The following is a 22,484-nucleotide window of genomic DNA, read 5'->3' as shown; positions in this document are numbered from 1 at the left end:
ACTGCGCCTCCCGGCAGGTGCTGCTGTTGCAACAGCAGCGTTTGCCGGAAGGCGCAGCGTTTGCCCAAGGGGGGCGGGGGTCCTACTACGAGCGGACGATCACTCGCCGGTCTTGCCCAGGTCGACACCGTCGACGATCGCGGCGGTCTCGGCTTCGAGCGAGTCGGGGGCGGTGGCCCGCGGCGAACCCTTGAAGGTGAACGTGTCGTCCTTGCCCTCGCCGGTGGCGTCGACCAGCACGATCTCGCCCGCGCCGAGCTCGCCGTACAGCAGCTTCTCGGACAGCTGGTCCTCGATCTCTCGCTGGATCGTGCGACGCAACGGACGCGCACCGAGCGCGGGGTCGTAACCACGCTTGGCCAGCAGGTTCTTGGCGGTCGGGGTCAGCTCGATCGCCATGTCCTTGTCCTTCAGACGCTCGTCGAGACGGGCGACCATCAGGTCGACGATCTGGACGATCTCGTCCTGCGAAAGCTGCGGGAACACGATCGTGTCATCGACACGGTTGAGGAACTCGGGGCGGAAGTGCTGCTTCAGCTCCTCGTTGACCTTCGCGCGCATCTTGTCGTAGCCGGTGGCGGTGTCGTTGCCGGACGCGAAGCCCAGCGACACGCCCTTGGCGATGTCACGCGTACCGAGGTTGGTCGTCATGATGATGATCGTGTTCTTGAAGTCGACCACCCGACCCTGACTGTCGGTCAACCGGCCGTCCTCCAGGATCTGCAGGAGGCTGTTGAAGATGTCCGGGTGGGCCTTTTCGACCTCGTCGAACAGCACGACCGAGAACGGCTTGCGGCGCACCTTCTCGGTGAGCTGACCGCCCTCTTCGTACCCGACGTAGCCGGGAGGCGAACCGAACAGTCGCGACACCGTGTGCTTCTCGGAGAACTCCGACATGTCGAGCGTGATCAACGCGTCGTCGTCACCGAACAAGAACTCCGCGAGCGCAAGGGCCAGCTCCGTCTTACCGACACCGGTCGGGCCGGCGAAGATGAACGAGCCACCCGGACGGCGCGGGTCCTTCAGACCCGCACGGGTGCGGCGAATCGCCTGGGACAGCGCCTTGATCGCGTCGTCGTTGCCGACGATGCGCTTGTGCAGCTCGTCCTCCATGCGCAGCAGGCGGGCCGACTCCTCCTCGGTGAGCTGGAACACCGGGATACCGGTGGACGCAGCGAGCACCTCGGCGATCAGCTCGTCGTCGACCTCGGCCACGACGTCCTGGTCGCCCGACTTCCAGGCCTTCTCGCGCTCGGCCTTGGCGTCGATGAGCTTCTTCTCGTCGTCGCGCAGCGACGCCGCCTTCTCGAAGTCCTGGCCGTCGATGGCCGACTCCTTCTCGCGGCGCACGTGGGCGATCTTCTCGTCGAACTCGCGCAGGTCGGCCGGGGCCGTCATGCGACGGATGCGCAGGCGAGCACCCGCTTCGTCGATGAGGTCGATCGCCTTGTCCGGCAGGTGCCGGTCGTTGACGTAGCGGTCGGCGAGGTTGACGGCGGCCACCAGCGCGGCGTCGGTGATCGTGACGCGGTGGTGTGCCTCGTAGCGGTCGCGCAGACCCTTGAGGATCTCGATGGCGTGCGGGATCGCCGGCTCCTGCACCTGGATCGGCTGGAAGCGGCGCTCCAGCGCGGCGTCCTTCTCGATGTGCTTGCGGTACTCGTCGAGCGTGGTGGCACCGATGGTCTGCAGCTCACCGCGGGCCAGCATCGGCTTGAGGATGGACGCGGCGTCGATCGCGCCCTCGGCCGCACCGGCACCGACGAGGGTGTGGATCTCGTCGATGAACAGGATGATGTCGCCGCGGGTGCGGATCTCCTTCAGCACCTTCTTCAGGCGCTCCTCGAAGTCGCCGCGGTAGCGCGAACCGGCCACCAGCGACCCGAGGTCGAGCGTGTAGAGCTGCTTGTCCTTCAGCGTCTCGGGCACGTCGCCACGCACGATGTCGGCGGCGAGGCCCTCGACGACGGCGGTCTTGCCGACGCCGGGCTCACCGATGAGCACCGGGTTGTTCTTGGTGCGGCGGGACAGCACCTGCATGACCCGCTCGATCTCCTTCTCGCGCCCGATGACCGGGTCGAGCTTGCCCTCGTGGGCAGCCTGCGTCAGGTTGCGACCGAACTGGTCGAGCACCAGCGAACCGGCCGGCTGACCGGCCTCCGGGCCGCCCTGACCGACGCCCGCGCCGGCCTTCTCGCCCTTCTCGCCGTTGTTGAACCCGGACACCAGCTGGATCACCTGCTGGCGGACGCGGGGCAGGTCGGCACCCATCTTCACCAGCACCTGGGCGGCAACGCCCTCACCCTCACGGATCAGACCGAGCAGGATGTGCTCGGTGCCGATGTAGGAGTGGTTGAGCTGCAGGCCCTCGCGCAGCGAGAGCTCAAGCACCTTCTTGGCGCGCGGGGTGAACGGGATGTGCCCCGACTGCGGCTGGTGAGAGGGGCCGATGATCTCCTGGACCTGCTCACGCACGGCCTCCAAGGAGATCCCGAGCTGCTCCAGCGCCTTCGCGGCGACGCCTTCACCCTCGTGGATGAGGCCGAGCAGGATGTGCTCGGTCCCGATGTAGTTGTGGTTGAGCATGCGCGCTTCTTCCTGCGCAAGCACCACCACGCGGCGGGCACGGTCGGTGAACCGTTCAAACATGTCGAACTCCCTCGGCTCTACTTCGTTCGATGCTAGTCGTCGCGCCTGTCATCGGGGGGCCGGATCTGCGGCCGTGGACGACTCACGCACGAACTCTGGTGGGGTCAACGCGACCCACCCCGGCTCTGTTCCACGATCCTCCCCCGGTAATTACGCGTAGGGCTGAACCTGCGTCCGCTTAGGATCGCGGCCATGCCCCGTCTCGTCGTCGACGCCTTCGGCACGACCGTGCTGGTGCACTGCGCCGACGCCGACCGTGACCGGTTGAGCGGGCAGTGGGCGCGGTGCCTGCTGCCCGACGACACCGCCGTTCCCGACGACGTCCCGACGCTCACCCACCCCGGCGGTGAGCTCACCGACAGCCACGACTACGCGCTCGCGTCGGCGCTCACGACGGCCGCGATCACCGACCAGGCGGGCGAGCGCCTGATGTTCCACGCGTGCGGGCTGGCCGATCCGGCCTCCGGACGGGTGGCGGTGCTGGTGGCGGCGTCCGGCACCGGCAAGACCACGGCCGCGGTGCGGTTGTCGCAGGCGGGCCTCGGCTACGTCAGCGACGAGACGATCGCGGTCGATGCCGACGACACCGTGCGGCGCTACCCGAAGCCGGTGTCGGTCGTGATCGACCCGGCGGTGCCCTACGCCAAGAGCCAGCACGGCCCCGACGAACTCGCCATGACACCCGCGCCGGACGGTGACCTTCGTGCGGCCGCCGTCGTCCTCCTGCGCCGGTCGCGCGACACCCCCCGCGCTCCCGAACTCACCGCGGTGCCGCTGATCGACGGGCTGATCGAACTCATCCCGCAGACCTCCGCGCTCCCCCGCATGCGCCAACCCTTGCGCCGACTGGCCGACCTGGTGGCGAGCCTCGGCGGGCCGTGGCGCCTCGACTACTCCGAGATCGGGGAGGCCACCGACCTGGTGCGGACGGCGCTCACGAGCCGGCGCCCGCCGCTCGGTTTCGTGCACCATCCGCCACGGGCGACCGGCGACGAGGACCGGAGCGAAGCCAAAGACGACGCGGCGACCGGCGCTCGAGCGTTACGCCGGGGCGACTACCTCGACGCGATCGAGCACGACGGACGCGTGCTGCTGCTGCGCGGCAATCAACCGATCGTGCTCGACGGGTTGGGTGCACTCGCCTGGCTGCACGCCGACACCGAGGACTTCGATCGGCACGACCTGCTCGCACTGGCCCGCGAGTCGTTCGGCGACCACCCGGACGCCGAGCGTCTGGTCGACGAGGCGGTCGGCGAACTGCTCGACCACGGCGTGCTCCGCGCGCACTGACCGGCGCTGCAGCCGCGCGCGACAAGCAGCGATCAGCCCTCCACCGCCCGCACGATCCGCCACACCTGGAGCGCGATCTCCCGTGCGGCCGTCGCCGCTGCCTCGTCGCCGCGGCGGTAGGGATCGGCGATGTCGGCATGCCTGCTGTCGGGCCGGCTGTCGAGCACGGCCCGCACCAACTCCTGGCCGACCGCGGTCGGTTGGTCGGCCAGCCCGGCCGCGAAGCGGGTCAACAAAGTGGTGCGGCGCAGGGCGCGCGGCACCTCCTCGACCAGCCAGGCGCGGTGCGCGGCGGTCATGCAGAGCACCAGGTCGGCGTCGCGCACGAGCTCGGGAGTCACCTGTTGCGCGGCGAACCCGTCGGCACTGCCGCCGCGCGCCTCGAGCTCACGCGCCATCGGCGGATCGACCGGCGAGCCGACCAGCGCACCGGTGCCGGCGGACGCGTACTGCCAGCTCCCGTCGGACAGGCTGCGGGCCATCCGCTCGGCGAACGCCGAACGACAGATGTTGCCGGTGCAGACGAACAGAACCTTCGGCATCGATCAGCCGGCGGCCTCGCCGCGGGCCTTCTTGGCCCGGTCGACGCTCTGTTGCAGCGCCGCGAGCAGGTCTACGACCTCGCCCTCGGACTCCGCGGCCTCGACCGGCTTCTTGACCTCGCCGCCCTTCAGCTTCGCCTCGACCACGGCCTTGACGGCCTCCTCGTAGTCGTCGGTGTAGGCGTCCGGGTCGTAGTCGCCGGCGAGCGACTCGACGAGCATGTGCGCCATCTCGAGTTCTGCCTTCTTGACCGTCGGGGTGTCCTCGTCGAGCACCCCGAACTCGGCGGCGCGCACCTCGTCGGGCCACAAGAGGGTCTGCAACACGATCACGTCGTCGCGCACCCGCAGCAGCGCGACGGTCATCCGGGTGCGCAGCGACACCGTCACCAGCGCCACCCGATCGGTCTGTTCCAGCGCCTCGCGCAGCAGCACGTACGGCTTCACCGCCGACTTGTCCGGCTCCAGGTAGTACGACTTGTCGAGCACCAACGGGTCGATCTGCTCGGCCGGCACGAACCGGTCGACCGCGATCTCCTTGGTGGTGCTGATCGGCAGGTCGGCGAGGTCGTCGTCGTCGAGCACGACCATATCGCCGTCCGGTGTCTCGTAGCCCTTGGCGATGTCGTCGTAGGAGACTTGCTCCCCGTCGATCGCGCACACCCGCTGGTACTTGATCCGTCCCCCGTCGGTGCGGTGCACCTGACGGAACTGGACGTCGTGGTTCTCGGTCGCGGAGTACAACCGCACCGGGACGTTGACCAGGCCGAAGGAGACTGCGCCCTTCCAGATCGCTCGCATCCGTCAAGATTGCCCCATGCGTCCCATGCTCGCCACCCCGGCAGAGATGGTTCCGACCGGCGACGGTTGGCGCCACGAGGTGAAGTGGGACGGTATGCGTGCCCTCATCGACGTCCGCGACCACCGGGTGCGCCTGTTCAGCCGCACCGAGCGTGACGTCACGGTCGCCTTCCCCGAACTCGCCGCTCCCGTAGCCGCACTCACCGATTTCGAGGACGTCCTGCTCGATGCCGAGATCGTGGTGATGAAGCAGGGTCGCCCCTCGTTCGCGGCGCTGGCCGAACGGTTCAACGTCGTCGACGCGCACACCGCCGCAGAGTTGTCGGCGAGCGCGCCGGTGACCGCGATGGTGTTCGACGTGCTGCGCGTGATGGGCACGCCGGTGACCGGGCGCACCTGGCGCGAACGCCGCGCTTTGCTGACCGGCATCAACCCGTCGTCGAAATGGGTGACCGTGCCACCCGACTTCCCGGACGGCGAGGCGCTGCTGGCCGCGACCGCCGACGAGGGCATCGAGGGCATCGTGTCGAAACGGGTCGAGTCGAAGTACGTGCCGGGGGCGCGCAGCGACGACTGGCGCAAGTCGGTGCACCGGCGCACGGCGAGCTACGTGATCGTCGGCTGGCGTCGCGAACAGGCCGGTTCCGCGCTCGGCGCGGTGCTGCTCGCCGAGCCGACGGACGCCGGTCTCGCCTATCGCGGACGGGTCGGCTCGGGTCTCGCCGGACGCCGGGGTGTGCTGCTGGCCCGCGATCTGTTGCCGTTGCGCCGCGACACACCGCCCGTGGTCACCGGTGTGCCCGATGTCGACGCGAAGGACACCGTGTGGGTCGAACCGGTGCTCGTCGCCGACGTGGAGTTCCACGGGCTGTCCGACCAGGGCCGGCTGCGACAGCCGTCGTGGCGCGGGCTGCGTGCCGACCTGCGTCCGGCCGATCTGCTGGACCCGATTCCGAATCCCGATCCGAACCTCGACCCGACCCTCGACGAGGAGCGCTGACGATGCCCGATGCGAAAAAGACCGTGACCGTCGAGGTCGAAGGCCGAACACTCGGACTGTCCAATCTCGACAAGATCCTTTATCCCGCCACCGAGACGACCAAGGGCGAGGTGTTGCACTATTACGCAACCGTCGCGCCCGTGTTGCTCCCCCAACTCGCCGGACGCCCGGTCACCCGTATCCGCTTCCCCGAAGGTGTCGGTGGCATCAGTTTCTTCGAGAAGAACCTTCCGTCCGGGGCGCCGGAATGGCTGGAACGGGTGACGATCAACTCGCGCGGCTCCCGCGGTGGCGACAAGGTGATCTATCCCCTGGTGCCGGACGTCGCCACCCTCACCTACCTGGTCAACCTCGCCTCGATCGAATTGCACACGCCGCAATGGCGGGTGGAGGACGGCGAGCCGCGCAATCCGGATCGCCTCGTGATCGACCTCGATCCGGGAGCACCCGCCGGGTTGCACGAATGCGCCGAACTCGCCTTGCAGATCCGTGACCGCCTCGCCGAACTCGGCTATTCGCGCACCGTGCCGGTGACCTCCGGCAGCAAGGGCCTGCAGATCTATGCGCCGACCGACGGTGAACTCACCAGCGACGAAGTGCGCGACACGATGCGCGAACTCGCCCAGGAACTCACTGCGAAGCACCCGGATCGGGTGGTCTGGAAGATGACCACCAGCCTGCGCAAAGGAAAGATCCTGCTCGACTGGTCGCAGAACGTGGCCGCCAAGACCACCATCTGCCCGTATTCGATGCGCGCCAAGGAACGCCCGACCGTCGCCGCCCCGCGCCGCTGGGAGGAGCTGGAACGAGAAACGCAGCACCCGGGGGTGCTGCGTCAACTCGATATCTACGAGGTGATGGAACGCCTCGCGACCGACGGCGACCTGATGGCCGCCCTCAATTCCTGACCGTCAGCCGTTGGCTGCGGCGTAGGCTTCCTGCACCTCACGCGAAACACGTCCGCGCTCGCTCACCTGGTAACCGTTCTGCCGGCCCCATTCGCGAATCTTGTTCAGGTCGTCCTTGCTGTTTCCGCTGCTTCCGCCCGTCGCGCGGGTGGTGCGCGAAACACGGCCCTTCACCCGGCGGGCGCTGCCGACCCACTTGGCGAGGTCGTCACGCAATTGCGCGGCGTTCGCCTGCGAAAGGTCGATTTCATACGAGACCCCGTCGAGCCCGAAGGAAACCGTCTCTTCGGCGTCGGTCCCGTCGAGGTCGTCGATGAGCTTGATCTGGACGCGCTGCGCCATTTTGTTCCTCCGAAAATTGTCATATCGGCATTGCCAGGGACCAATTTAGCGGCACGAAGGTGCGAACGGGCAACCGACCCGAAACAACTGTGAATATCAGGAATGGTCGGACGGCGGCGGGCCGATTTCGTGATCGCGCTCCCACTGCGCCTGCGCGATTCGTTCGCGTCGGTCGCCCTCGAGGATGTGCTTCATGATCACGTAGAAGAGATAGAGCAGCCCGATGGACGGCAACAGGGTCGCGATGTAGGGCCACACGAGGAGCAAGTTTAGATCCCCGTCCTGTGTGGTCGGACAAGGGCATGCTCAGTGCGGGCCGGTACAGCCCACTACGGGTCAGTCGGCGTACTCGACGACCGGCCGCTCGCCGCCGCCCGGGCCCACCACCAGCGGCAGGTTGTCGATCAGCCGGGTGGTGCCGACCTTGGCGGCCACCGCGAGCAGCGCCGGGCCGCGGTACCACTCCGGCACCTGTTCCAGGGTCGTCGGGTGCACCAGCACGAGATAGTCGACGATCGCCAGCGGTTCCCGCACGAGCACGTCGCGAGCGGCGCGCCTGATCGCGGCCGGGCCCGTCTCGGCCATGGCCGCGCCGGCCTTCAGCGCGGTCGACAGGCTGAGCGCCACGTCGCGGTCGGCGTCGGACAGGTAGGTGTTGCGGCTGCTGAGCGCCAGACCGTCGCCCTCGCGCACGGTGGCGACCGGCACGATCTCGACCGGGAAGTCGAGGTCGCGCACCATCCGGCGGATGAGCAGCAACTGCTGGGCGTCCTTCTGGCCGAAGAACGCCTTGTCCGGCTGGGTGAGGTGCAGCAGCTTCGCGACGACCGTCAGCACACCGTCGAAGTGACCCGGACGCGAGGCTCCCTCGAGCACGCTGCCGAGCGGGCCGGCAGCCACCCGGATACCCGGTTCGCCCTCGGGGTAGACGACGTCGGGGCTCGGCGCGAACACCAGTTGCGCGCCGTACTCGCGGCAGATCTCGACGTCGGACTCGAAGGTGCGCGGGTAGCGGGAGAGGTCTTCGCCCTGGGCGAACTGCAGGGGGTTGAGGAAGATCGTGACGATCACGTGGTCGACCTGTTCGCGGGCCTGCTTGATCAGCTCGGCGTGGCCGCTGTGCAATGCGCCCATCGTCATCGTCACACCGACGGTGCCGGCCAGTTCGCGACGTGCGGCCGCGAGTTCCTCGCGGCTGTGGGCGATCGTCAGGTCGGTCATCGGTCCTCCTCGGACACAGGGTTGTTCGACTCGTGGAACAGGTCGGTCATCGGGTCGACGGACTCGGCGGGCACGGCGCGGCGCCGCGCGGCTCGTTCCAAGGTGGCACGGGCCATCGCACGATAGGCCATCAGCACATCGCCGGTCAGCACCGACAGATGCGCCCGGACGGTCTCGACGTCGCCACGTCCGACCGGCCCGGTGAGGGCCCTGTCCCCGCGTTCCAGCGCGTTCTCCAGGCTCGCTTCGAGCAGCGGACGCAGCACTCGGGACGGATCGTCGATGCCGATCTCGCGCAGTGTCTGCTGCGCCTGCCCGACGAGCGTGACCAGGTGATTGGAGCCGTGCGCCAAGGCGGCGTGGTAGCGCGGACGGTCGGCTTCGGCGAGCGGAAAAGGATCGCCGCCGAGGTCGACGACGATCGCCTCGCCGACCAGCTGCGCGCCGGGCGACCCGGTCACCGCGAACGGCGTGCCGATCAGACGCGGCAGGTCCTTGGCGGTGCCGGTGAAGGTCATCGCCGGGTGCATCGCGACCACGTCACCGCCTGCCGCGAGCACGGCGGGCAACGCAGACGGCCCGTGGAACCCGCTGGTGTGGATGACCAATCGTCCTGGCCCCCAGGCGTTCTCGGCGCCGAGTCCGTCGGTCAACGGACGCAGGGCATCGTCCGGCACGGCGAGCAAGGTGACCTCGGCGCGCGCAACCACCTGCGGGATGGGCAGGATCGGCACGCCGGGCAGGAGTTCCTCGGCACGCGCCAGCGATGCCTCACTCACCGCGGAGGCGGCGACGATCGCGTGGCCGGCCGACCGCAGCGCCGCACCGAGCACTGCACCGACCCGGCCGATGCCGACGATTCCGATACGCAGGGCGGGCGGCTGGTGCATCACCCGCACGACGTTACCGGCCACCTCGTACGCTGCGCAGATGCCGACCACCGACGCCCCGCTGCGCGACCTGCCCGGCGCGTGGGCGCAGGCGCTCTACGGGCCGTCCGGGTTCTACCGGCAAGCGGCTGGGCCGGCCGGCCATTTCGTCACCTCGGCCCAAGGACTCCCCGGGGTCGACGAACTGCTGGCCGATCTCGTCGCGGCTGTCGCGGCCGCCCATCACCTCGAGCAGATCATCGAGATCGGTTGTGGCAGAGGCGAACTCCTGAACCTCCTGCGTGAGCGAGCGCCACACCTTCGACTGCTCGGGGTCGACGTGGTGCCCCGACCTTCCTCGCTCGCGCCCGGGATCGACTGGCTGGTGTCACCCGGCGCGGAACGCCTGCCGGAGCAACTGACCGACCTGCGCGGCGCCCTCGTGTTCGCCCACGAGTGGCTCGACGTCGTCCCCTGCGACATCGCGGTGCACACCGACGCCGGGTTCCGGTTGCTCGCTGTCGACGGTGACGGTGACCTGGTGCCCGACCGGCCGTTGGACGACGCTCAGGACACGTGGCGCCGCGCGCACTGGCCGGACGGCGAGGTCGTCGAGATCGGGTTGCGACGCGACGCGGCCTACCGCGACCTGCGGTCGAGGTTGAGCGACGGACTGCTGGTCTGCGTCGACTACACCCACACCGCCGACGACCGACCCGAGGGCGGCACCTTCGTCGGTTACCGAGCGGGCGCGGTCTGCGCGCCCCGCTTCGACGGATCGACCGACCTCACCGCGCACGTCGCGATGGACTGCCTCGGTGCCGACCGGTTGCTGCGCCAGCACGAGGTCGCGGACGAGTTCCTCGACCGACCGGCACGCCCCGATCACGCGCGCGCCGGCACCGACCCGTCCGGCTATGTGGCGGCGTTGCGCGCCCGGGCAGCCTGGACGGCGCTGACCGCCCCGGGCGGATTGGGCGACTTCCGGTGGTCGTTCGACCGGGTCGCCCCGGTCACTTCATCGGACGCAGCGAGTTGATGACGTCGAGGATGTCCTGGTCGGGCATCTTGTCCGGGTGGTCCATGTCGCGGAAGATCAGCAGCATCGTCGAGACGCCGTTGCCGGAGAACGCGATCGTGCGCGCCTCGTAGTTCTTGCCGTCGCACTGCTTCGCGTCGACGTCACCCTTCTCGAAGGTCATCAACGACTCGATGGCAGGTGTCTTGCCGCCGTTGACGGTGATCTGGCGGGTGCGGATCGCACTCGCCTTCGCGTACTGCTTGGTCGTCTTGTTGTAGCGGATCAACTTCGAGGTGCGCTCGACGACATCGGGGGCGACCTCCGAGGGGTCTCGCGAGCCGATGTTGACGAACCCGACGAAGCCGGCGTTGCCCGACTTGTAGGTCGCACAGGAGCCCTTGAGGTACGTGCTCGGCGCGCTGGTGAGCACGCTCTTGTCCTCCTTGTTCTCGCGCGTCCAGCCGAGGAGGGTGTCCGAGCGAGACGGCGGCGACCACTTCTTCTCGTCCGCCGGGATGTCGTACGCCGCCTTGCTGGTGTCCTTCTTCCCCTCCACGATCCGCCAGCCCGGCTTCACCGCCGGGCCGTACACGGCGGCGCGGGTGGCCTGCGGATCGACCGAACTCGAGCTGCTCGAGCTGGACGAGGACGTGCTCGACGACGTGGTGGTCGAGGACGGTCCCTGCGACCCGGCGGACGTCGACGGATTGGCGGCCGAGGTCGTGCTCGCCGCACCGACGTCGTCGACCGTGCCGCCGCCGCGGGTGGCGAGGAAGACGCCCCCACCGCCGACGAGCAGGACGGCCGCCACCCCACCGGCGATCAGAGCGTTACGGCGACCCCTGCCGCCGCCCGAGCCGCGCAAGGTCGGGTCGGTGTCCTGCAGGTACCGCTCGTAGTAACGGTCCTGCGGTGAGCGCGGCTGCTGATCCCCCATTTGATCGTTCACCTGCCCCAAGCTACCTTCCGCAGCGCGCGGAGCCGGCCCCCGCGAGGCGGCTTGCGATCGAGCTCACGCTGCGATGGACTGACTCCCATGCCTGCCGCCACCCCCGCTGCCGACGCGGGACGCCCCGCCTCCTCGCCGTCCGGATCGGTGACGGCGACCGTCGGCGCAAGCGGTTTCACCACCACCGACATGGTGCTGAACATCGGCCCGCAGCACCCGGCGACCCACGGCGTTCTACGGCTGCGACTGACGCTCGACGGTGAGCTCATCAAGCACGCCGAGCCGATCATCGGTTACATGCACCGCGGCGCGGAGAAGCTGTTCGAGGTGCGCGACTACCGGCAGATCATGGTGCTGGCCAACCGGCACGACTGGCTGTCGGCGTTCAGCAACGAGATCGGGGTCGCGCTCACCGTCGAACGGATGCTCGGCATGGACGTGCCGGAGCGAGCCACCTGGACCCGCACCCTGCTCGCCGAGCTCAACCGGGTGCTCAACCACCTGATGTTCGCCGGCTCCTACCCGTTGGAGTTGGGCGCGATCACGCCGATCTTCTACAGCTTCCGCGAGCGCGAGGAGTTGCAGGCGGTGATGGAGGAGATCTCCGGCGGCCGGATGCACTACATGTTTTCCCGGGTCGGCGGCCTGCGCGATGACCTGCCGGCCGGCTGGTTGCACCGCGTGGAGCAGGCCATTGGGGCGGTTCGCGGGCGCATGCCCGAGTTGGAGTCGCTGCTGCTCGGCAACGAGATCCTGCAGGCCCGCACCCGCGGGGTCGGAGTGCTGTCGACCGCCACGGCCAAGGGCTACGGCGTCACCGGGCCGATCGCCCGGGCCAGCGGGCTGGACGTCGACCTGCGCCGCGACCAGCCCTACCTCGCCTACGGCGAGTTGTTCGCCGACGGCGGCCCCGGACGCGTGGTGACCCGCACCGCGGGCGACTGCGAGGCCCGCCTGGAGGTACTGCTCGAGCAGATCCATGTGTCGCTGGACCTCGCACAGGCCTGCGTCGACCGACTCCGGTCGATGCCCGCCGGACCCGTCAACGTGAAGCTGCCGAAGGTGTTGAAGGTGCCCGAGGGCACCGATTACGTGGCCACCGAGAACCCGCTCGGCTTCAACGGCTACTACCTCGTTTCCCGTGGGGACAAGACTCCGTGGCGGCTCAAGCTGCGCTCAGCGTCGTTCAACAACGTCGCCGTGCTGGGCGAACTGCTCGAAGGCACCCTGGTCGCCGACATGGTGGCGATCCTCGGTTCGATGTTCTTCGTCGTCGGCGACATCGACCGCTGACCGCCCTTCGGACACCGAGCGTCCACTGGGTGATCCTGTTTGGTCGCCCGTTCAAAATTGTCGCTTCGTAGTAATGCGATCCAGGTCACATTCGGTTAGCCTGCAAATCGTCCATTACCCAGTGGTAACCCGCGGGCTCGGATCAGAGTGGCGGGTCTAAGGAGAACCTTCATGCGTAACAAGACAACTCGCCGTTCACTGGCGACCCTCGGTGCCGTCGGCATCGTCGCGGGCACCGGCCTCATCGGCCTCGGCGCCATGACCGCCGGTCAGGCCACCGCGGCCACCACCGCACCGCTGCAGTACAGCTGCGAAGCAAACGTCTTCGGCCAGGTGGCGCAGCAGGGCACCTGGACGGCCGAGGTCACCGTCGACCTGCCCAGCCAGGTGACCGTCGGCGCGGCCATCCCCGCCCCGGCCATCTCGGCCAAGGTGACTACTTCGCCCGACTCCGCCAACACGCTGCGCTTCCTCGGTGAGACCGAGGTCGACGGCACCAGCGTCGCGAAGTACACGCTTGCCGGACTAGACCGCTCGGCGAACCTGACCATCGGCAAGACCGCAGTTCCCGCCTCCGGGGCGTTGACCACGACGGCCACCGGCATCGGTGCGGCCGAGACCGCACCGACAGCCCCCGGCTCGCTCGAGGTCAAGGTCGGCGACTTCACCGCAAGCATCCAGACCTACAAGAACGGCACGCCCGATCTGCTCCTGCCGATCACGTGCACCTTGACGGCGGGCCAGGACGCGACGGTCGGCACCATCGATGTCGTCGCCGCTGAGACGACGACCACCGAGCCGACCACGTCGGAGCCGACGACCACCGACCCGACGACCTCGGAGCCGACGACCACCGACCCGACGACCTCGGAGCCGACCACCACCACCACCGAGCCCACCGGCACCACCGAGCCCACCGGCACCACCGAGCCCACCGGCACCACCGAGCCCACCGGCACCACCGAGCCGACGACCACCACTGAGCCGACGACCACCACTGAGCCCACCGGCCCGGTCACCCCGAGCACCGTCCAGACCGACGGCGGCGCCTCCGACGGCGGCGCGAACCTGTGGACCGTCGCCGGTGTCGGCGCCGGAGCGCTCGGCCTGCTGGCTGTTGCCGGTGCGTCGCTGAGCGGTCGCCGCGAGGACTGATCAACGCATGCGTCACCGCCTTCAGTTCGCGGGAGCTGCACTGGCAGCGGCGGCCTTCGTGGCCGTCGCTGCCGGTTGCGGTGACAACTCCGAGATCGGTTCGCCGAGCAGTGACTCGGCGACCTATTCGGTCTCGCAGTACGCCGGTGCCACCGGCAGCACCCACGCCCGCTCGATGAGCGCGTCCGGGTCAACCGGGTCGTCTTCGGCCGGCTCCGCTGCAGGCACCACGTCGACGGGCGGCACCCCGGGTTCGTCGACCAACGCTTCGGCCACGTCAGGTGCGTCCGGCTCGTCGACGACCGGCGCGTCCGGCTCCGCCTCGAGCAGCACCGCGACCGGCGGTACCACCACCACCAACCCGACCGGCTCGCCGTCCCGGGTCTACGTCTTCGACAGCGGCGGACGCACGATCGTCAACGCCTCGCTGGTCCCGACCTACCTCGACTCCCAGAACGTCCTCGCGCCTCCGGGAGGAACCGCGGGCTGGTACGCCGAACGGGGATGGGCGCTGCCGGGCAAGCGCGGCGCATCGATCCTCGTCGGTCACGTCACCTGGGGCGGCGCACCCGACACGTTCTACAACCTGCTCAAGGTCGTGCCCGGCAACAAGATCCTGGTCACCTACACCTCGGGCGACCGCGTCTCCTTCACCGCGACCCAGTCGCGTCCGGTGTCGAAGGCGGCGGTGCCGAAGGACGGCACGATCTGGGCAGCGAACTCCCCCACCCCGGTGCTGCGCCTCATCACCTGTGACCCGAAGACGCCGATCAACGGTGGGCACTTCGAGGGCAACTGGGTGGTCTGGGCCAACCCGGGCTGATCCCCGCCCGGAGATCCCGCTGAATCAGGCCGGCGAGGGGTCGCCGTCGCCCCGGTGGTCGTCGTCATCGTCATCGTCGTCGATGCGGCACCACGACTGCACGACCAGACCGACGGCGGACAGCCCGAGCGAGGCGATCGCTGCCACGGCCCCCACCAGAGCGACCTGGCGCAACCGGTCGGAGTCGAGATTCGACAGGGCGACGCCGACGTGGCCGCCGTACCACCCGGCGAGCGCACCGCCGACCAGCGCGGACGCCTGCGCCGACACCACCGTGCGACGGGCCACCTGCGGCGACGGCATCCGGGTGGCGCGGCGCTGGCGGTAGGAACGGATCTGCCAGCCGCCCGCGAGCACAAGCGCACCGATGAGCACGATCACCGCGACGGTGAACCAGGTGATCTCCGGGATCGCGTTGCCGTACCCCGACCACACCCGAAGCAGCACGTACGACAGCACCAGGGCGACCGCAGTGGTGACCGCCACGTGCCCGACCTGCACACCGTTCTTCACCGCTGCACCGCCCGCACGCCGGAGGTGTCCACCGTCTCCAGGAGTTCGGCCACCGTCCGCACGCCGTCCGGGGTGCGCAGCAGGGCGCCCGGGTCGACCGATGCCCAGGGCACGAGCACGAACCCGCGTTCGTGGGCGCGGGGGTGCGGGAGCGTGAGTTCGTCGGTGCCGCTGGTGAGATCGCTGTCGTCACCCGGGTCGCCGACCTGGATGAGGTCGAGGTCGAGAGTTCTTGCGCCCCAACGCACTTCGCGCACGCGGTGGTGCCAGCGTTCGATGCGGTGCAGGTGGTCGAGGATGCTCGACGGCGCAAGGCGGGAGCGGGCGAGCACGACGGTGTTGAGGTAGTCGGGCTGCTCCGGTCCGCCGACGGGGTCGGTCTCGACCAGCGGCGCAACGGCGACCACGGTGAGTCCGTCGATGGCATCGAGTGCCCGCACGGCGGCGTCGAGGGTGGCCTCGCGGTCACCGAGATTGGCTCCGACAGCGATGACCACCGGACGGTCGTGCTCGCGACGGACGGTGACCGACGGCCCACCGAGTTGCGGGTCGTGGAACGGCACTCCGGCCGGTGCCTGCGGTTTGTGGATCGTCACCGTCACGCGCTCGACGCCCGGAAACCCCAGGGTCGACGCGGCGATTCGTTCGGCGAGGGTCTCGATGAGGTCGACCGGCGCAGCGCGCAGGATCGCCTCGGCCGCCTGCGCCACATCGGCGTAACTGACCGACCGGGTGAGGTCGTCGCTCTCCCCCGCGCGGCGCAGGTCGATGTCGAACGAGATGTCGGCGATGAACCGTTGTGGCTCGACCTTCTCGCTCGCCAGCACGCCGTGGCAGGTGGTCACCTCGAGGCCGGTGATCGTGATGAAGTCGCTCATCGGGCCCGCTCCAGGGCGGCAACCACATCGCAGGCGGCGCGGGTCGAGCGCACCTCGTGCACCCGGATCGCCCACACCTTGGCCTGCGCGAGCACGACACTCACCGCGGCCGTCGCGGCATCGCGCTCGTCGGCCGGGATCGGTTCGCCGTCCAGCGACCCGACGGTGGCCAGGAACGACTTGCGCGAGGCACCCACCAGCAGTTCGTGGCCGAGCTCGGCGAAGCGGGCGGTCGCAGCCAGCACCGCCCAGTTCTGGGCCGCGGTCTTGGCGAACCCCAGGCCCGGGTCGAGCACCAGCAGTTCCGGACGCACGCCGGCGTCGAGCAAGGCGTCCCGCCGCTGCGCGAGTTCGCGCAACACGTCCTCGACGACGTCGTCGTACTGCGTGCGGGTCTGCATGTCGTGACTGTGGCCGCGCCAGTGCATCGCGACATACGGCACCTGAGCCTGCGCGACCACTTCGGCCATCCGGGCATCGGCGAGACCGCCGCTGACGTCGTTGACGATCGCCACGCCCGCCTCGACGCACGCCTGTGCGACCGAGGCGCGCATGGTGTCGACCGAGACCGGCACGACCGGCGCGAGCTCGCGCACCACCGGCAGCACACGGGCGAGCTCTTCCTCGTCCGTCGGCCGGGCCGCGCCCGGACGGGTCGACTCACCGCCGACGTCGAGGATGTCGGCGCCCTGCGCGATGAGACTGTGCGCGTGGTCGATCGCGGCTCGCGGGTCGAACCATCGGCCGCCGTCGGAGAAGGAATCGGGCGTGACGTTGACGACGCCCATCACGAGGGGCCGATCCGCCGGCCGCGCCGGGAGCGGGCTCATCGCGACGTGGGCGCCTTCATCAGGCTCATCGCCTCGGCGCGGGTCGCCGGGTCGCGCAGCTGACCGCGCACCGCGGACGTGATCGTGGTCGCGCCCGGTTTGCGGACGCCGCGCATCGACATGCACAGGTGCTCGCACTCGACGACCACCAGCACGCCCTGCGCCCCGAGGTGCTGCACCAGCGCATCGGCCACCTGGGTGGTCAACCGCTCCTGCACCTGCGGGCGGCGCGCATAGACGTCGACCAGTCGGGCGATCTTCGACAGACCGGTCACCCGGCCGTCCTTCGCCGGGATGTAGCCGACGTGGGCGACACCGTGGAAGGGCACCAGGTGGTGCTCGCAGGTGCTGTAGACCTCGATGTCCTTGACGATGATCAGCTCGTCGTGGTCGATCGAGAAGGTGCGCGACAGGATCTCGGCGGGGTCTTGGCGCAACCCGGCGAAGGTCTCCTCGAAGGCCTTGGCCACCCGCATCGGGGTGTCGACGAGGCCTTCCCGGTCAGGGTCTTCGCCGAGCGCGAGCAGGAGCTCACGCACCGCCGCGGCGGCGCGCTCCCGGTCGACCGTCAGGAGCCCGTCGCCGCGCTCGATGTCGTCAGTGCCCGGCGGGGTCGACACGTCCACCGTCCGGGATCTCCACGACCTGCTCGGGCACGCGCTCCTGCGGCTTGTCGAGGTCGACACCCTGCGCCAGCGCGCGCTTCTCGGCCTCGGTCATGACCGGCGGACGGTCACTGACGAAGCGGCGGTCGCTGGACAGCCAGACCTGCCGACGCGGACGCTTGTGCACCGCCTTGAAGATCTCGGCCAACTGCTCGGCGTTGAGGGTTTCCTTCTCCAGCAGCTCGAGCACCAGGTTGTCAAGGATGTCGCGGTTGTCGTTGATCGCGTGCCACGCCTCGTCGTGGGCGGCCTCGATCAGACGACGCACCTCTTCGTCGACGACCCCGGCGAGCTCCTCGGAGTAGTCGCGCTCGTGGCCCATGTCGCGGCCGAGGAAGACCTCGGAGTTGCCCGAGCCCAGCTTCACCGCGCCGATGCGCTCGCTCATGCCGTACTGCGTGACCATCTGGCGGGCCATGCCGGTGGCTTTCTCGATGTCGTTCGATGCACCCGTGGACGGGTCGTGGAACACGACCTCCTCGGCGACGCGTCCGCCGAGGGCGTAGGCGAGCTGGTCGAGCAGTTCGTTGCGGGTGGTGGAGTACTTGTCGTCGATCGGCAACACCATCGTGTAACCGAGGGCGCGACCGCGCGGCAGGATCGTGATCTTGCTGACCGGTGCGGTGTGGTTCATCGCCGCGGCGACCAGCGCGTGACCGCCCTCGTGGTAGGCGGTGATCTTGCGCTCCTTGGCGCTCATCGCACGGGTGCGCTTCTGCGGACCGGCCACGACCCGGTCGATGGCCTCGTCGAGAGCGCGGTTGTCGATGATCTGCGCGTTGCTGCGCGCGGTGAGCAGCGCGGCCTCGTTGAGCACGTTGGCGAGGTCGGCACCGGAGAAACCCGGCGTGCGGCGCGCGACAGCGAGCAGGTCGACGTCGTTGGCCATCGGCTTGCCCTTGGCGTGCACCTGCAGGATGTGGTGGCGGCCGGCCATGTCGGGGGCCTCGACCGCGATCTGCCGGTCGAATCGGCCCGGGCGCAGCAGCGCCGGGTCGAGGATGTCGGGGCGGTTGGTCGCCGCGATGAGGATGACGTTGGTCTTGACGTCGAAGCCGTCCATCTCGACCAGCAACTGGTTGAGGGTCTGCTCGCGCTCGTCGTGACCGCCGCCCAGGCCGGCGCCGCGGTGGCGACCGACGGCGTCGATCTCGTCGACGAAGATGATGGCCGGCGCGTTGGCCTTCGCCTGCTCGAACAGGTCGCGGACGCGGGAGGCACCGACACCGACGAACATCTCGACGAAGTCCGAACCGGAGATCGAGTAGAACGGCACCCCGGCCTCGCCGGCGACGGCGCGGGCCAGCAGGGTCTTACCGGTGCCGGGCGGGCCGTAGAGCAGCACGCCCTTGGGGATCTTCGCGCCCACGTCGAGGAACTTCTTCGGCGCCTGCAGGAACTCCTTGATCTCGTGGAGTTCCTCGACGGCCTCGTCGGAACCGGCGACGTCGGCGAAGGTGACCTTCGGCATGTCCTTGGTCGCGAGCTTCGCGCGGGACTTGCCGAACTGCATCACCCGCGAGCCACCGCCCTGCATCTGGCTCAGGATGAACCAGAAGACACCGAGCACCAGCAGCAGCGGCAGGATCGTGAACAGCAACGACACGAAGACGTTCTGCTTGGCCGGGTCGTCGGTGAAGCCCTTGGTCGGCGGGTTCTGCTCGAGCAGGTCGACCAGTTGGCTGCCGCGCGCGGTGACGTAGTTGGCCTGGACCTTGGTGGCGTCCTTGGCCTCACCGCCGGTGTAGGGCTTGGTGAGCGTGAGGTTGATGGTGTCCGGGGTCAGCTTGGCCGACTCGACCTGCTTGGTCGCGATCAGCTTCTGGGCCTCGGAGGTGTCGATCTTCTGGTAACCGCCGGCATTGCCGAACGAGAACCAGATGAACGCACCCGCGATGACGAGGGCGATCAGCAGCCAGGGGCCGCGGACGAGACGCTTGGATTTCATGTACGTGCGGGGATCGCTCCCCGTGCCTCCTGCTCACTGTGCATTGTCAGCTGACCAACAGCCGACTCACCGCCCGACGGTACAACCCTGCGGTCGGAAAGAACGGATCGGTCCATCCTCCCAGCCACAACGGGCGGGACGGGCGTTCTGTTCCGCCGCGCGTCAACCGTTCGTCGACCGGCGCCGACCGCACCGATTACGAGTAGACGTGCGGGGCGAGAGTGCCGATGTCGCGCAGGTTGCGGTACTTCTCGTCGTAGTCGAGGCCGTAACCGACGACGAACTCGTTGGGGATCTCGAAGCCGACGTACTTGCAGTCGATCTCGACCTTCGCGGCGTCGGGTTTGCGCAGCAGCGTGCAGATCTCCAGCGAGGCCGGGTTGCGCGACAGCAGGTTGCTGCGAATCCAGTTGAGCGTCAGCCCGGAGTCGATGATGTCCTCGACGATCAGCACGTGCCGGTTCGAGATGTCGGTGTCGAGGTCCTTGAGGATGCGGACGACACCGGAGGACTTCGTGCCGGAGCCGTAGGACGACACCGCCATCCAGTCCATCGTGACCGTGCCGGGCAGGGCGCGCATCAGGTCGGCCATCACCAGGACGGCGCCCTTCAGCACTCCGACGAGCAACACGTCCTTGTCGTGGTAGTCCGCCCAGATCAGCTCGGCGAGTTCGGCGAGCCGGGCGTGGATCTGCTCCTCCGTGTAGAGGACGTGGTCGAGGTCGTCACCGAGGTGCGCTGAATCCATGGGTGCTATTCAACCCGACGCGACCGACGTAGGTGGACGAGGCCGTCGGCGCGCACGACCCGCAGGCCTCCCGGCACATCGACCGGCCCCTGCCCGATCCAGTCGGTGAGCAGAGCTTCCAACCAGCGGACGTGGGTCGAGGACAGATCGGCCAGCGTTGCCCCGGCGTCGGTGAGCGCCCGACGCCACCACCGCGTGCGGACGGCGACCGGCAGGTCGACGAGCGTGTCGACCGGCCACGGCGCACTGCCCAGCCGGGTGCGCGCGGCCTCGGCTTCGGCGTCGAGGTGGTCGGCGTCCTGTCGAGCCAGGTCGGCGGTGCGGGCGAGGCCGACGATCAGGCCGGGGCCGAGGTCGGTCTCGAGATGGGCCAGCGCGCGGCGCACGCGCACCCGCAGGAAGCGGGGGTCGTCGTTGTGCGGGTCGTCCCAGAACTCGTGCCCCTCGGCCGCGCAGGCGGCGCGTGTCTGCGCGCGGGTGACCTCGAGCAACGGGCGCACCAGGTCGCCGGCGACCGGTGCCATGCCGGCCAGCGACCGGGTGCCCGAACCCCGCACCAACCCGAGCAACACCGTCTCGGCCTGATCGTCACGGGTGTGTCCGAGCAGGATCGCGGCGGCACCGATCCGGGCGGCGACCTCACGCAGCCGGGCGTAGCGGGCCTCGCGCGCGGCGGCCTCGACTCCCCCGTCGGCGCCGACGGCGACCCGCTCGATCCGGGTGTCGAGCCCGAGCCGGCGCAGGCGATCGGCCACCTGGGCGGCCACCTGCGCCGAGTCGTCCTGCAGGCCGTGGTCGACGATCACGACGACCGGGTCGACGTCGAGTTTGGGCGCCTCGAAGGCCACTGCAGCGGCGAGCGCGGTGGAGTCGGCACCGCCCGAGCACGCGACGACGACCCGCCGGGCACGATGCGGTGCCAACGCGCGCCGCACCCCGAGCCGGACGGCGGCGACCGCCGGGTCAGGCCCGGGCACGCCGCGACGCTCGGTCGAGCTCAGCCATGGACACGCTGCAGCCACAGTTGCGGCTCGGTGATCTCGCGTGCCTTCGGCAGGGTCTCGGGCGACGTCCAGATCTGGTTGAACCCATCGACGCCGACCTGGTCCTGCACCGCGCGGCAGAAGACCGCGCCGTCGCGGTACTGCCGCATCTTGGCCTCCAGGCCGAGCAGTCGGCGCAGCAGCCGGTCGAGTTGTCCGCGGCCCTGTCGGCGGCGGTCGAACTTGGCGCGGATCTGCTCGACGCTCGGCACGACCTGCGGACCCACGTCGTCCATGACGACGTCGGCGTGCCCTTCCAGCAGCGACATCACCGCGGTCATGTCGGCGAGCCGTTCGCGCTGCTCGGGAGTGGCGAAGATGTCGGCGAGCCCCGTGCCGCCCTCCTTGATCGCGGCCGGCAACCGGGCGGCGATCTCCTTGAGCCGGTCTGGCATGGCCTCGCTGTCGGGCACGAGGTCGACGAGCATCGCGCGCGACTGCTCGATGACGTGTTCGCGCAGCCACGGCACGGCGGTGAACTGCACCCGGTGGGTCTCCTCGTGCAGGCACACCCAGAGCCGGAAGTCGTGGCTGTCGACCCCGAGTTCGCGTTCGGCCGCAACGATATTCGGCGCGACGAGCAGCAAGCTCGGCTGGTTGTCGGGCGCGAGGTCGTACTGTCCGAGCACCTTCGACGACACGAACCCGAGCAGCCCGCCCGCCTGCGCACCCGAGATGCGGGAGGTGACCGCCCGGCCGGCCTGTCCGAGCGCCCGCGTGCTGAGCAGCTTGTCCATCACCGGGTCGGTGAGCGCCGCGAAGGAGGAGACGTTGACGTCGATCCAGGTGGAGCGGTCGACCACGTGCACCGGCGAGTCGGGCTTGCCCGTGGTGTCGAGCCGCGCGGTCGAGGCGACCGGTTCGTGGGCCCGCTGGGCGGCGATGCGCAGGTCTTCGGTGATCGCGTGGGCCTCGCCGACGCTGACCTGCGGGCCGTCACCGGCGACCCGGCGTCCGATGCTGCGGGCGGTGTTCCAATCGACGTACGACATGTCG

23 protein-coding genes are annotated in these 22,484 nt (G+C 69.3%); 7 read left to right on the top strand and 16 right to left on the bottom strand.

Annotated elements, in window-relative coordinates; all coding sequences use genetic code 11:
- Positions 1–99 precede the first annotated feature (99 nt).
- Complete coding sequence (locus tag DFJ65_RS04875; RefSeq protein WP_115922061.1) at positions 100–2,649, bottom strand: ATP-dependent Clp protease ATP-binding subunit; 2,550 nt, start codon at positions 2,647–2,649, stop codon at positions 100–102.
- A 192-nt stretch (positions 2,650–2,841) separates the two neighbouring features.
- On the opposite strand from DFJ65_RS04875, the gene DFJ65_RS04870 reads away from it, so the two are divergent.
- Complete coding sequence (locus DFJ65_RS04870) at positions 2,842–3,939, top strand: hypothetical protein (protein ID WP_115922060.1); 1,098 nt, start codon at positions 2,842–2,844, stop codon at positions 3,937–3,939.
- 32 nt (positions 3,940–3,971) lie between these two features.
- Here the strand turns inward: DFJ65_RS04870 and DFJ65_RS04865 are convergent, their stop codons facing one another.
- On the bottom strand, positions 3,972–4,481 hold the full coding sequence (locus DFJ65_RS04865; protein ID WP_115922059.1) for an arsenate reductase/protein-tyrosine-phosphatase family protein: 510 nt from the start codon (positions 4,479–4,481) through the stop codon (positions 3,972–3,974).
- Positions 4,482–4,484: 3 nt separating this feature from the next.
- On the bottom strand, positions 4,485–5,282 hold the full coding sequence (gene ku, locus DFJ65_RS04860) for a non-homologous end joining protein Ku (RefSeq protein WP_115922058.1): 798 nt from the start codon (positions 5,280–5,282) through the stop codon (positions 4,485–4,487).
- A 16-nt stretch (positions 5,283–5,298) separates the two neighbouring features.
- Here ku and DFJ65_RS04855 point away from each other — a divergent pair, with 16 nt between their 5' ends.
- Both DFJ65_RS04855 and ligD read left to right on the top strand, forming a co-directional pair.
- The gene (locus DFJ65_RS04855; RefSeq protein WP_170143997.1) at positions 5,299–6,282 is read left to right on the top strand and encodes an ATP-dependent DNA ligase; all 984 of its coding nucleotides are present in this window, start codon (positions 5,299–5,301) and stop codon (positions 6,280–6,282) included.
- A gap of 2 nt (positions 6,283–6,284) precedes the next feature.
- Positions 6,285–7,190, top strand: coding sequence for a non-homologous end-joining DNA ligase (gene ligD / locus DFJ65_RS04850; protein ID WP_115922056.1), 906 nt, complete (start codon positions 6,285–6,287; stop codon positions 7,188–7,190).
- Between the two features lie 3 nt (positions 7,191–7,193).
- Here ligD and DFJ65_RS04845 read toward each other — a convergent pair whose 3' ends face one another.
- The 4 genes from DFJ65_RS04845 to DFJ65_RS04835 form a co-directional block, all read right to left on the bottom strand.
- A complete protein-coding gene (locus DFJ65_RS04845) occupies positions 7,194–7,532 on the bottom strand; it encodes a histone-like nucleoid-structuring protein Lsr2 (protein ID WP_115922055.1) in 339 nt (112 codons plus the stop codon).
- 96 nt (positions 7,533–7,628) lie between these two features.
- The gene (locus DFJ65_RS17375) at positions 7,629–7,790 is read right to left on the bottom strand and encodes a hypothetical protein (protein WP_170143934.1); all 162 of its coding nucleotides are present in this window, start codon (positions 7,788–7,790) and stop codon (positions 7,629–7,631) included.
- Between the two features lie 78 nt (positions 7,791–7,868).
- Positions 7,869–8,753, bottom strand: a complete 885-nt coding sequence (gene panC / locus DFJ65_RS04840) for a pantoate--beta-alanine ligase (protein WP_115922054.1) — start codon at positions 8,751–8,753, stop codon at positions 7,869–7,871.
- Positions 8,750–9,643, bottom strand: a complete 894-nt coding sequence (locus tag DFJ65_RS04835) for a Rossmann-like and DUF2520 domain-containing protein (protein ID WP_115922053.1) — start codon at positions 9,641–9,643, stop codon at positions 8,750–8,752. The genes panC and DFJ65_RS04835 overlap by 4 nt, the downstream gene beginning before the upstream one ends.
- 40 nt (positions 9,644–9,683) lie before the next feature.
- Here DFJ65_RS04835 and DFJ65_RS04830 point away from each other — a divergent pair, with 40 nt between their 5' ends.
- Positions 9,684–10,661 carry an SAM-dependent methyltransferase gene (locus DFJ65_RS04830; RefSeq protein ID WP_170143996.1) on the top strand — a complete coding sequence of 326 codons (978 nt, stop codon included), beginning with the start codon at positions 9,684–9,686 and terminating at the stop codon, positions 10,659–10,661.
- On the opposite strand, the gene DFJ65_RS04825 is transcribed toward DFJ65_RS04830, so the two are convergent.
- On the bottom strand, positions 10,636–11,592 hold the full coding sequence (locus DFJ65_RS04825) for a DUF8017 domain-containing protein (RefSeq protein WP_147301309.1): 957 nt from the start codon (positions 11,590–11,592) through the stop codon (positions 10,636–10,638). The genes DFJ65_RS04830 and DFJ65_RS04825 overlap by 26 nt on opposite strands.
- Before the next feature lie 87 nt (positions 11,593–11,679).
- On the opposite strand from DFJ65_RS04825, the gene DFJ65_RS04820 reads away from it, so the two are divergent.
- From DFJ65_RS04820 to DFJ65_RS04810, 3 genes are all read left to right on the top strand, one after another.
- Complete coding sequence (locus tag DFJ65_RS04820) at positions 11,680–12,885, top strand: NADH-quinone oxidoreductase subunit D (RefSeq protein WP_115922050.1); 1,206 nt, start codon at positions 11,680–11,682, stop codon at positions 12,883–12,885.
- 171 nt (positions 12,886–13,056) lie between these two features.
- Positions 13,057–14,040 (top strand): DUF6801 domain-containing protein, encoded by a 984-nt coding sequence (locus tag DFJ65_RS17700; RefSeq protein WP_211308366.1) that lies wholly within the window; start codon positions 13,057–13,059, stop codon positions 14,038–14,040.
- A gap of 7 nt (positions 14,041–14,047) precedes the next feature.
- Positions 14,048–14,863, top strand: coding sequence for a class F sortase (locus DFJ65_RS04810; RefSeq protein ID WP_115922049.1), 816 nt, complete (start codon positions 14,048–14,050; stop codon positions 14,861–14,863).
- A 24-nt stretch (positions 14,864–14,887) separates the two neighbouring features.
- Here DFJ65_RS04810 and DFJ65_RS04805 read toward each other — a convergent pair whose 3' ends face one another.
- The 8 genes from DFJ65_RS04805 to DFJ65_RS04770 form a co-directional block, all read right to left on the bottom strand.
- Positions 14,888–15,376, bottom strand: coding sequence for a DUF3180 domain-containing protein (locus tag DFJ65_RS04805; RefSeq protein ID WP_170143995.1), 489 nt, complete (start codon positions 15,374–15,376; stop codon positions 14,888–14,890).
- Entirely contained in the window at positions 15,373–16,254 is an 882-nt protein-coding gene (gene folK, locus DFJ65_RS04800; protein WP_115922047.1) for a 2-amino-4-hydroxy-6-hydroxymethyldihydropteridine diphosphokinase, read from the bottom strand. Before folK ends, DFJ65_RS04805 begins: the two co-directional genes overlap by 4 nt.
- Positions 16,251–17,084 carry a dihydropteroate synthase gene (gene folP / locus DFJ65_RS04795; RefSeq protein WP_115922046.1) on the bottom strand — a complete coding sequence of 278 codons (834 nt, stop codon included), beginning with the start codon at positions 17,082–17,084 and terminating at the stop codon, positions 16,251–16,253. Before folP ends, folK begins: the two co-directional genes overlap by 4 nt.
- Positions 17,081–17,704: a GTP cyclohydrolase I FolE gene (gene folE / locus DFJ65_RS04790; RefSeq protein ID WP_425452951.1), complete on the bottom strand. Its 624-nt coding sequence runs from the start codon at positions 17,702–17,704 to the stop codon at positions 17,081–17,083. The genes folP and folE overlap by 4 nt, the downstream gene beginning before the upstream one ends.
- Positions 17,682–19,697, bottom strand: coding sequence for an ATP-dependent zinc metalloprotease FtsH (gene ftsH, locus DFJ65_RS04785; protein WP_115922044.1), 2,016 nt, complete (start codon positions 19,695–19,697; stop codon positions 17,682–17,684). Before ftsH ends, folE begins: the two co-directional genes overlap by 23 nt.
- A 196-nt stretch (positions 19,698–19,893) precedes the next feature.
- A complete protein-coding gene (hpt, locus tag DFJ65_RS04780) occupies positions 19,894–20,445 on the bottom strand; it encodes a hypoxanthine phosphoribosyltransferase (protein ID WP_115922043.1) in 552 nt (183 codons plus the stop codon).
- Between the two features lie 5 nt (positions 20,446–20,450).
- Positions 20,451–21,422 carry a tRNA lysidine(34) synthetase TilS gene (gene tilS / locus DFJ65_RS04775; protein ID WP_115922042.1) on the bottom strand — a complete coding sequence of 324 codons (972 nt, stop codon included), beginning with the start codon at positions 21,420–21,422 and terminating at the stop codon, positions 20,451–20,453.
- A 20-nt stretch (positions 21,423–21,442) separates the two neighbouring features.
- On the bottom strand, positions 21,443–22,480 hold the full coding sequence (locus tag DFJ65_RS04770) for a zinc-dependent metalloprotease (protein ID WP_115924102.1): 1,038 nt from the start codon (positions 22,478–22,480) through the stop codon (positions 21,443–21,445).
- Between the last annotated feature and the right edge of the window lie 4 nt (positions 22,481–22,484).

This window comes from Calidifontibacter indicus, assembly GCF_003386865.1.
GTDB classification, from domain to species: Bacteria; Actinomycetota; Actinomycetes; order Actinomycetales; family Dermatophilaceae; genus Yimella; species Yimella indica.
Note: the sequence above shows the minus strand (reverse complement) of the source record. Positions and strands in the feature narration are given on the sequence as shown.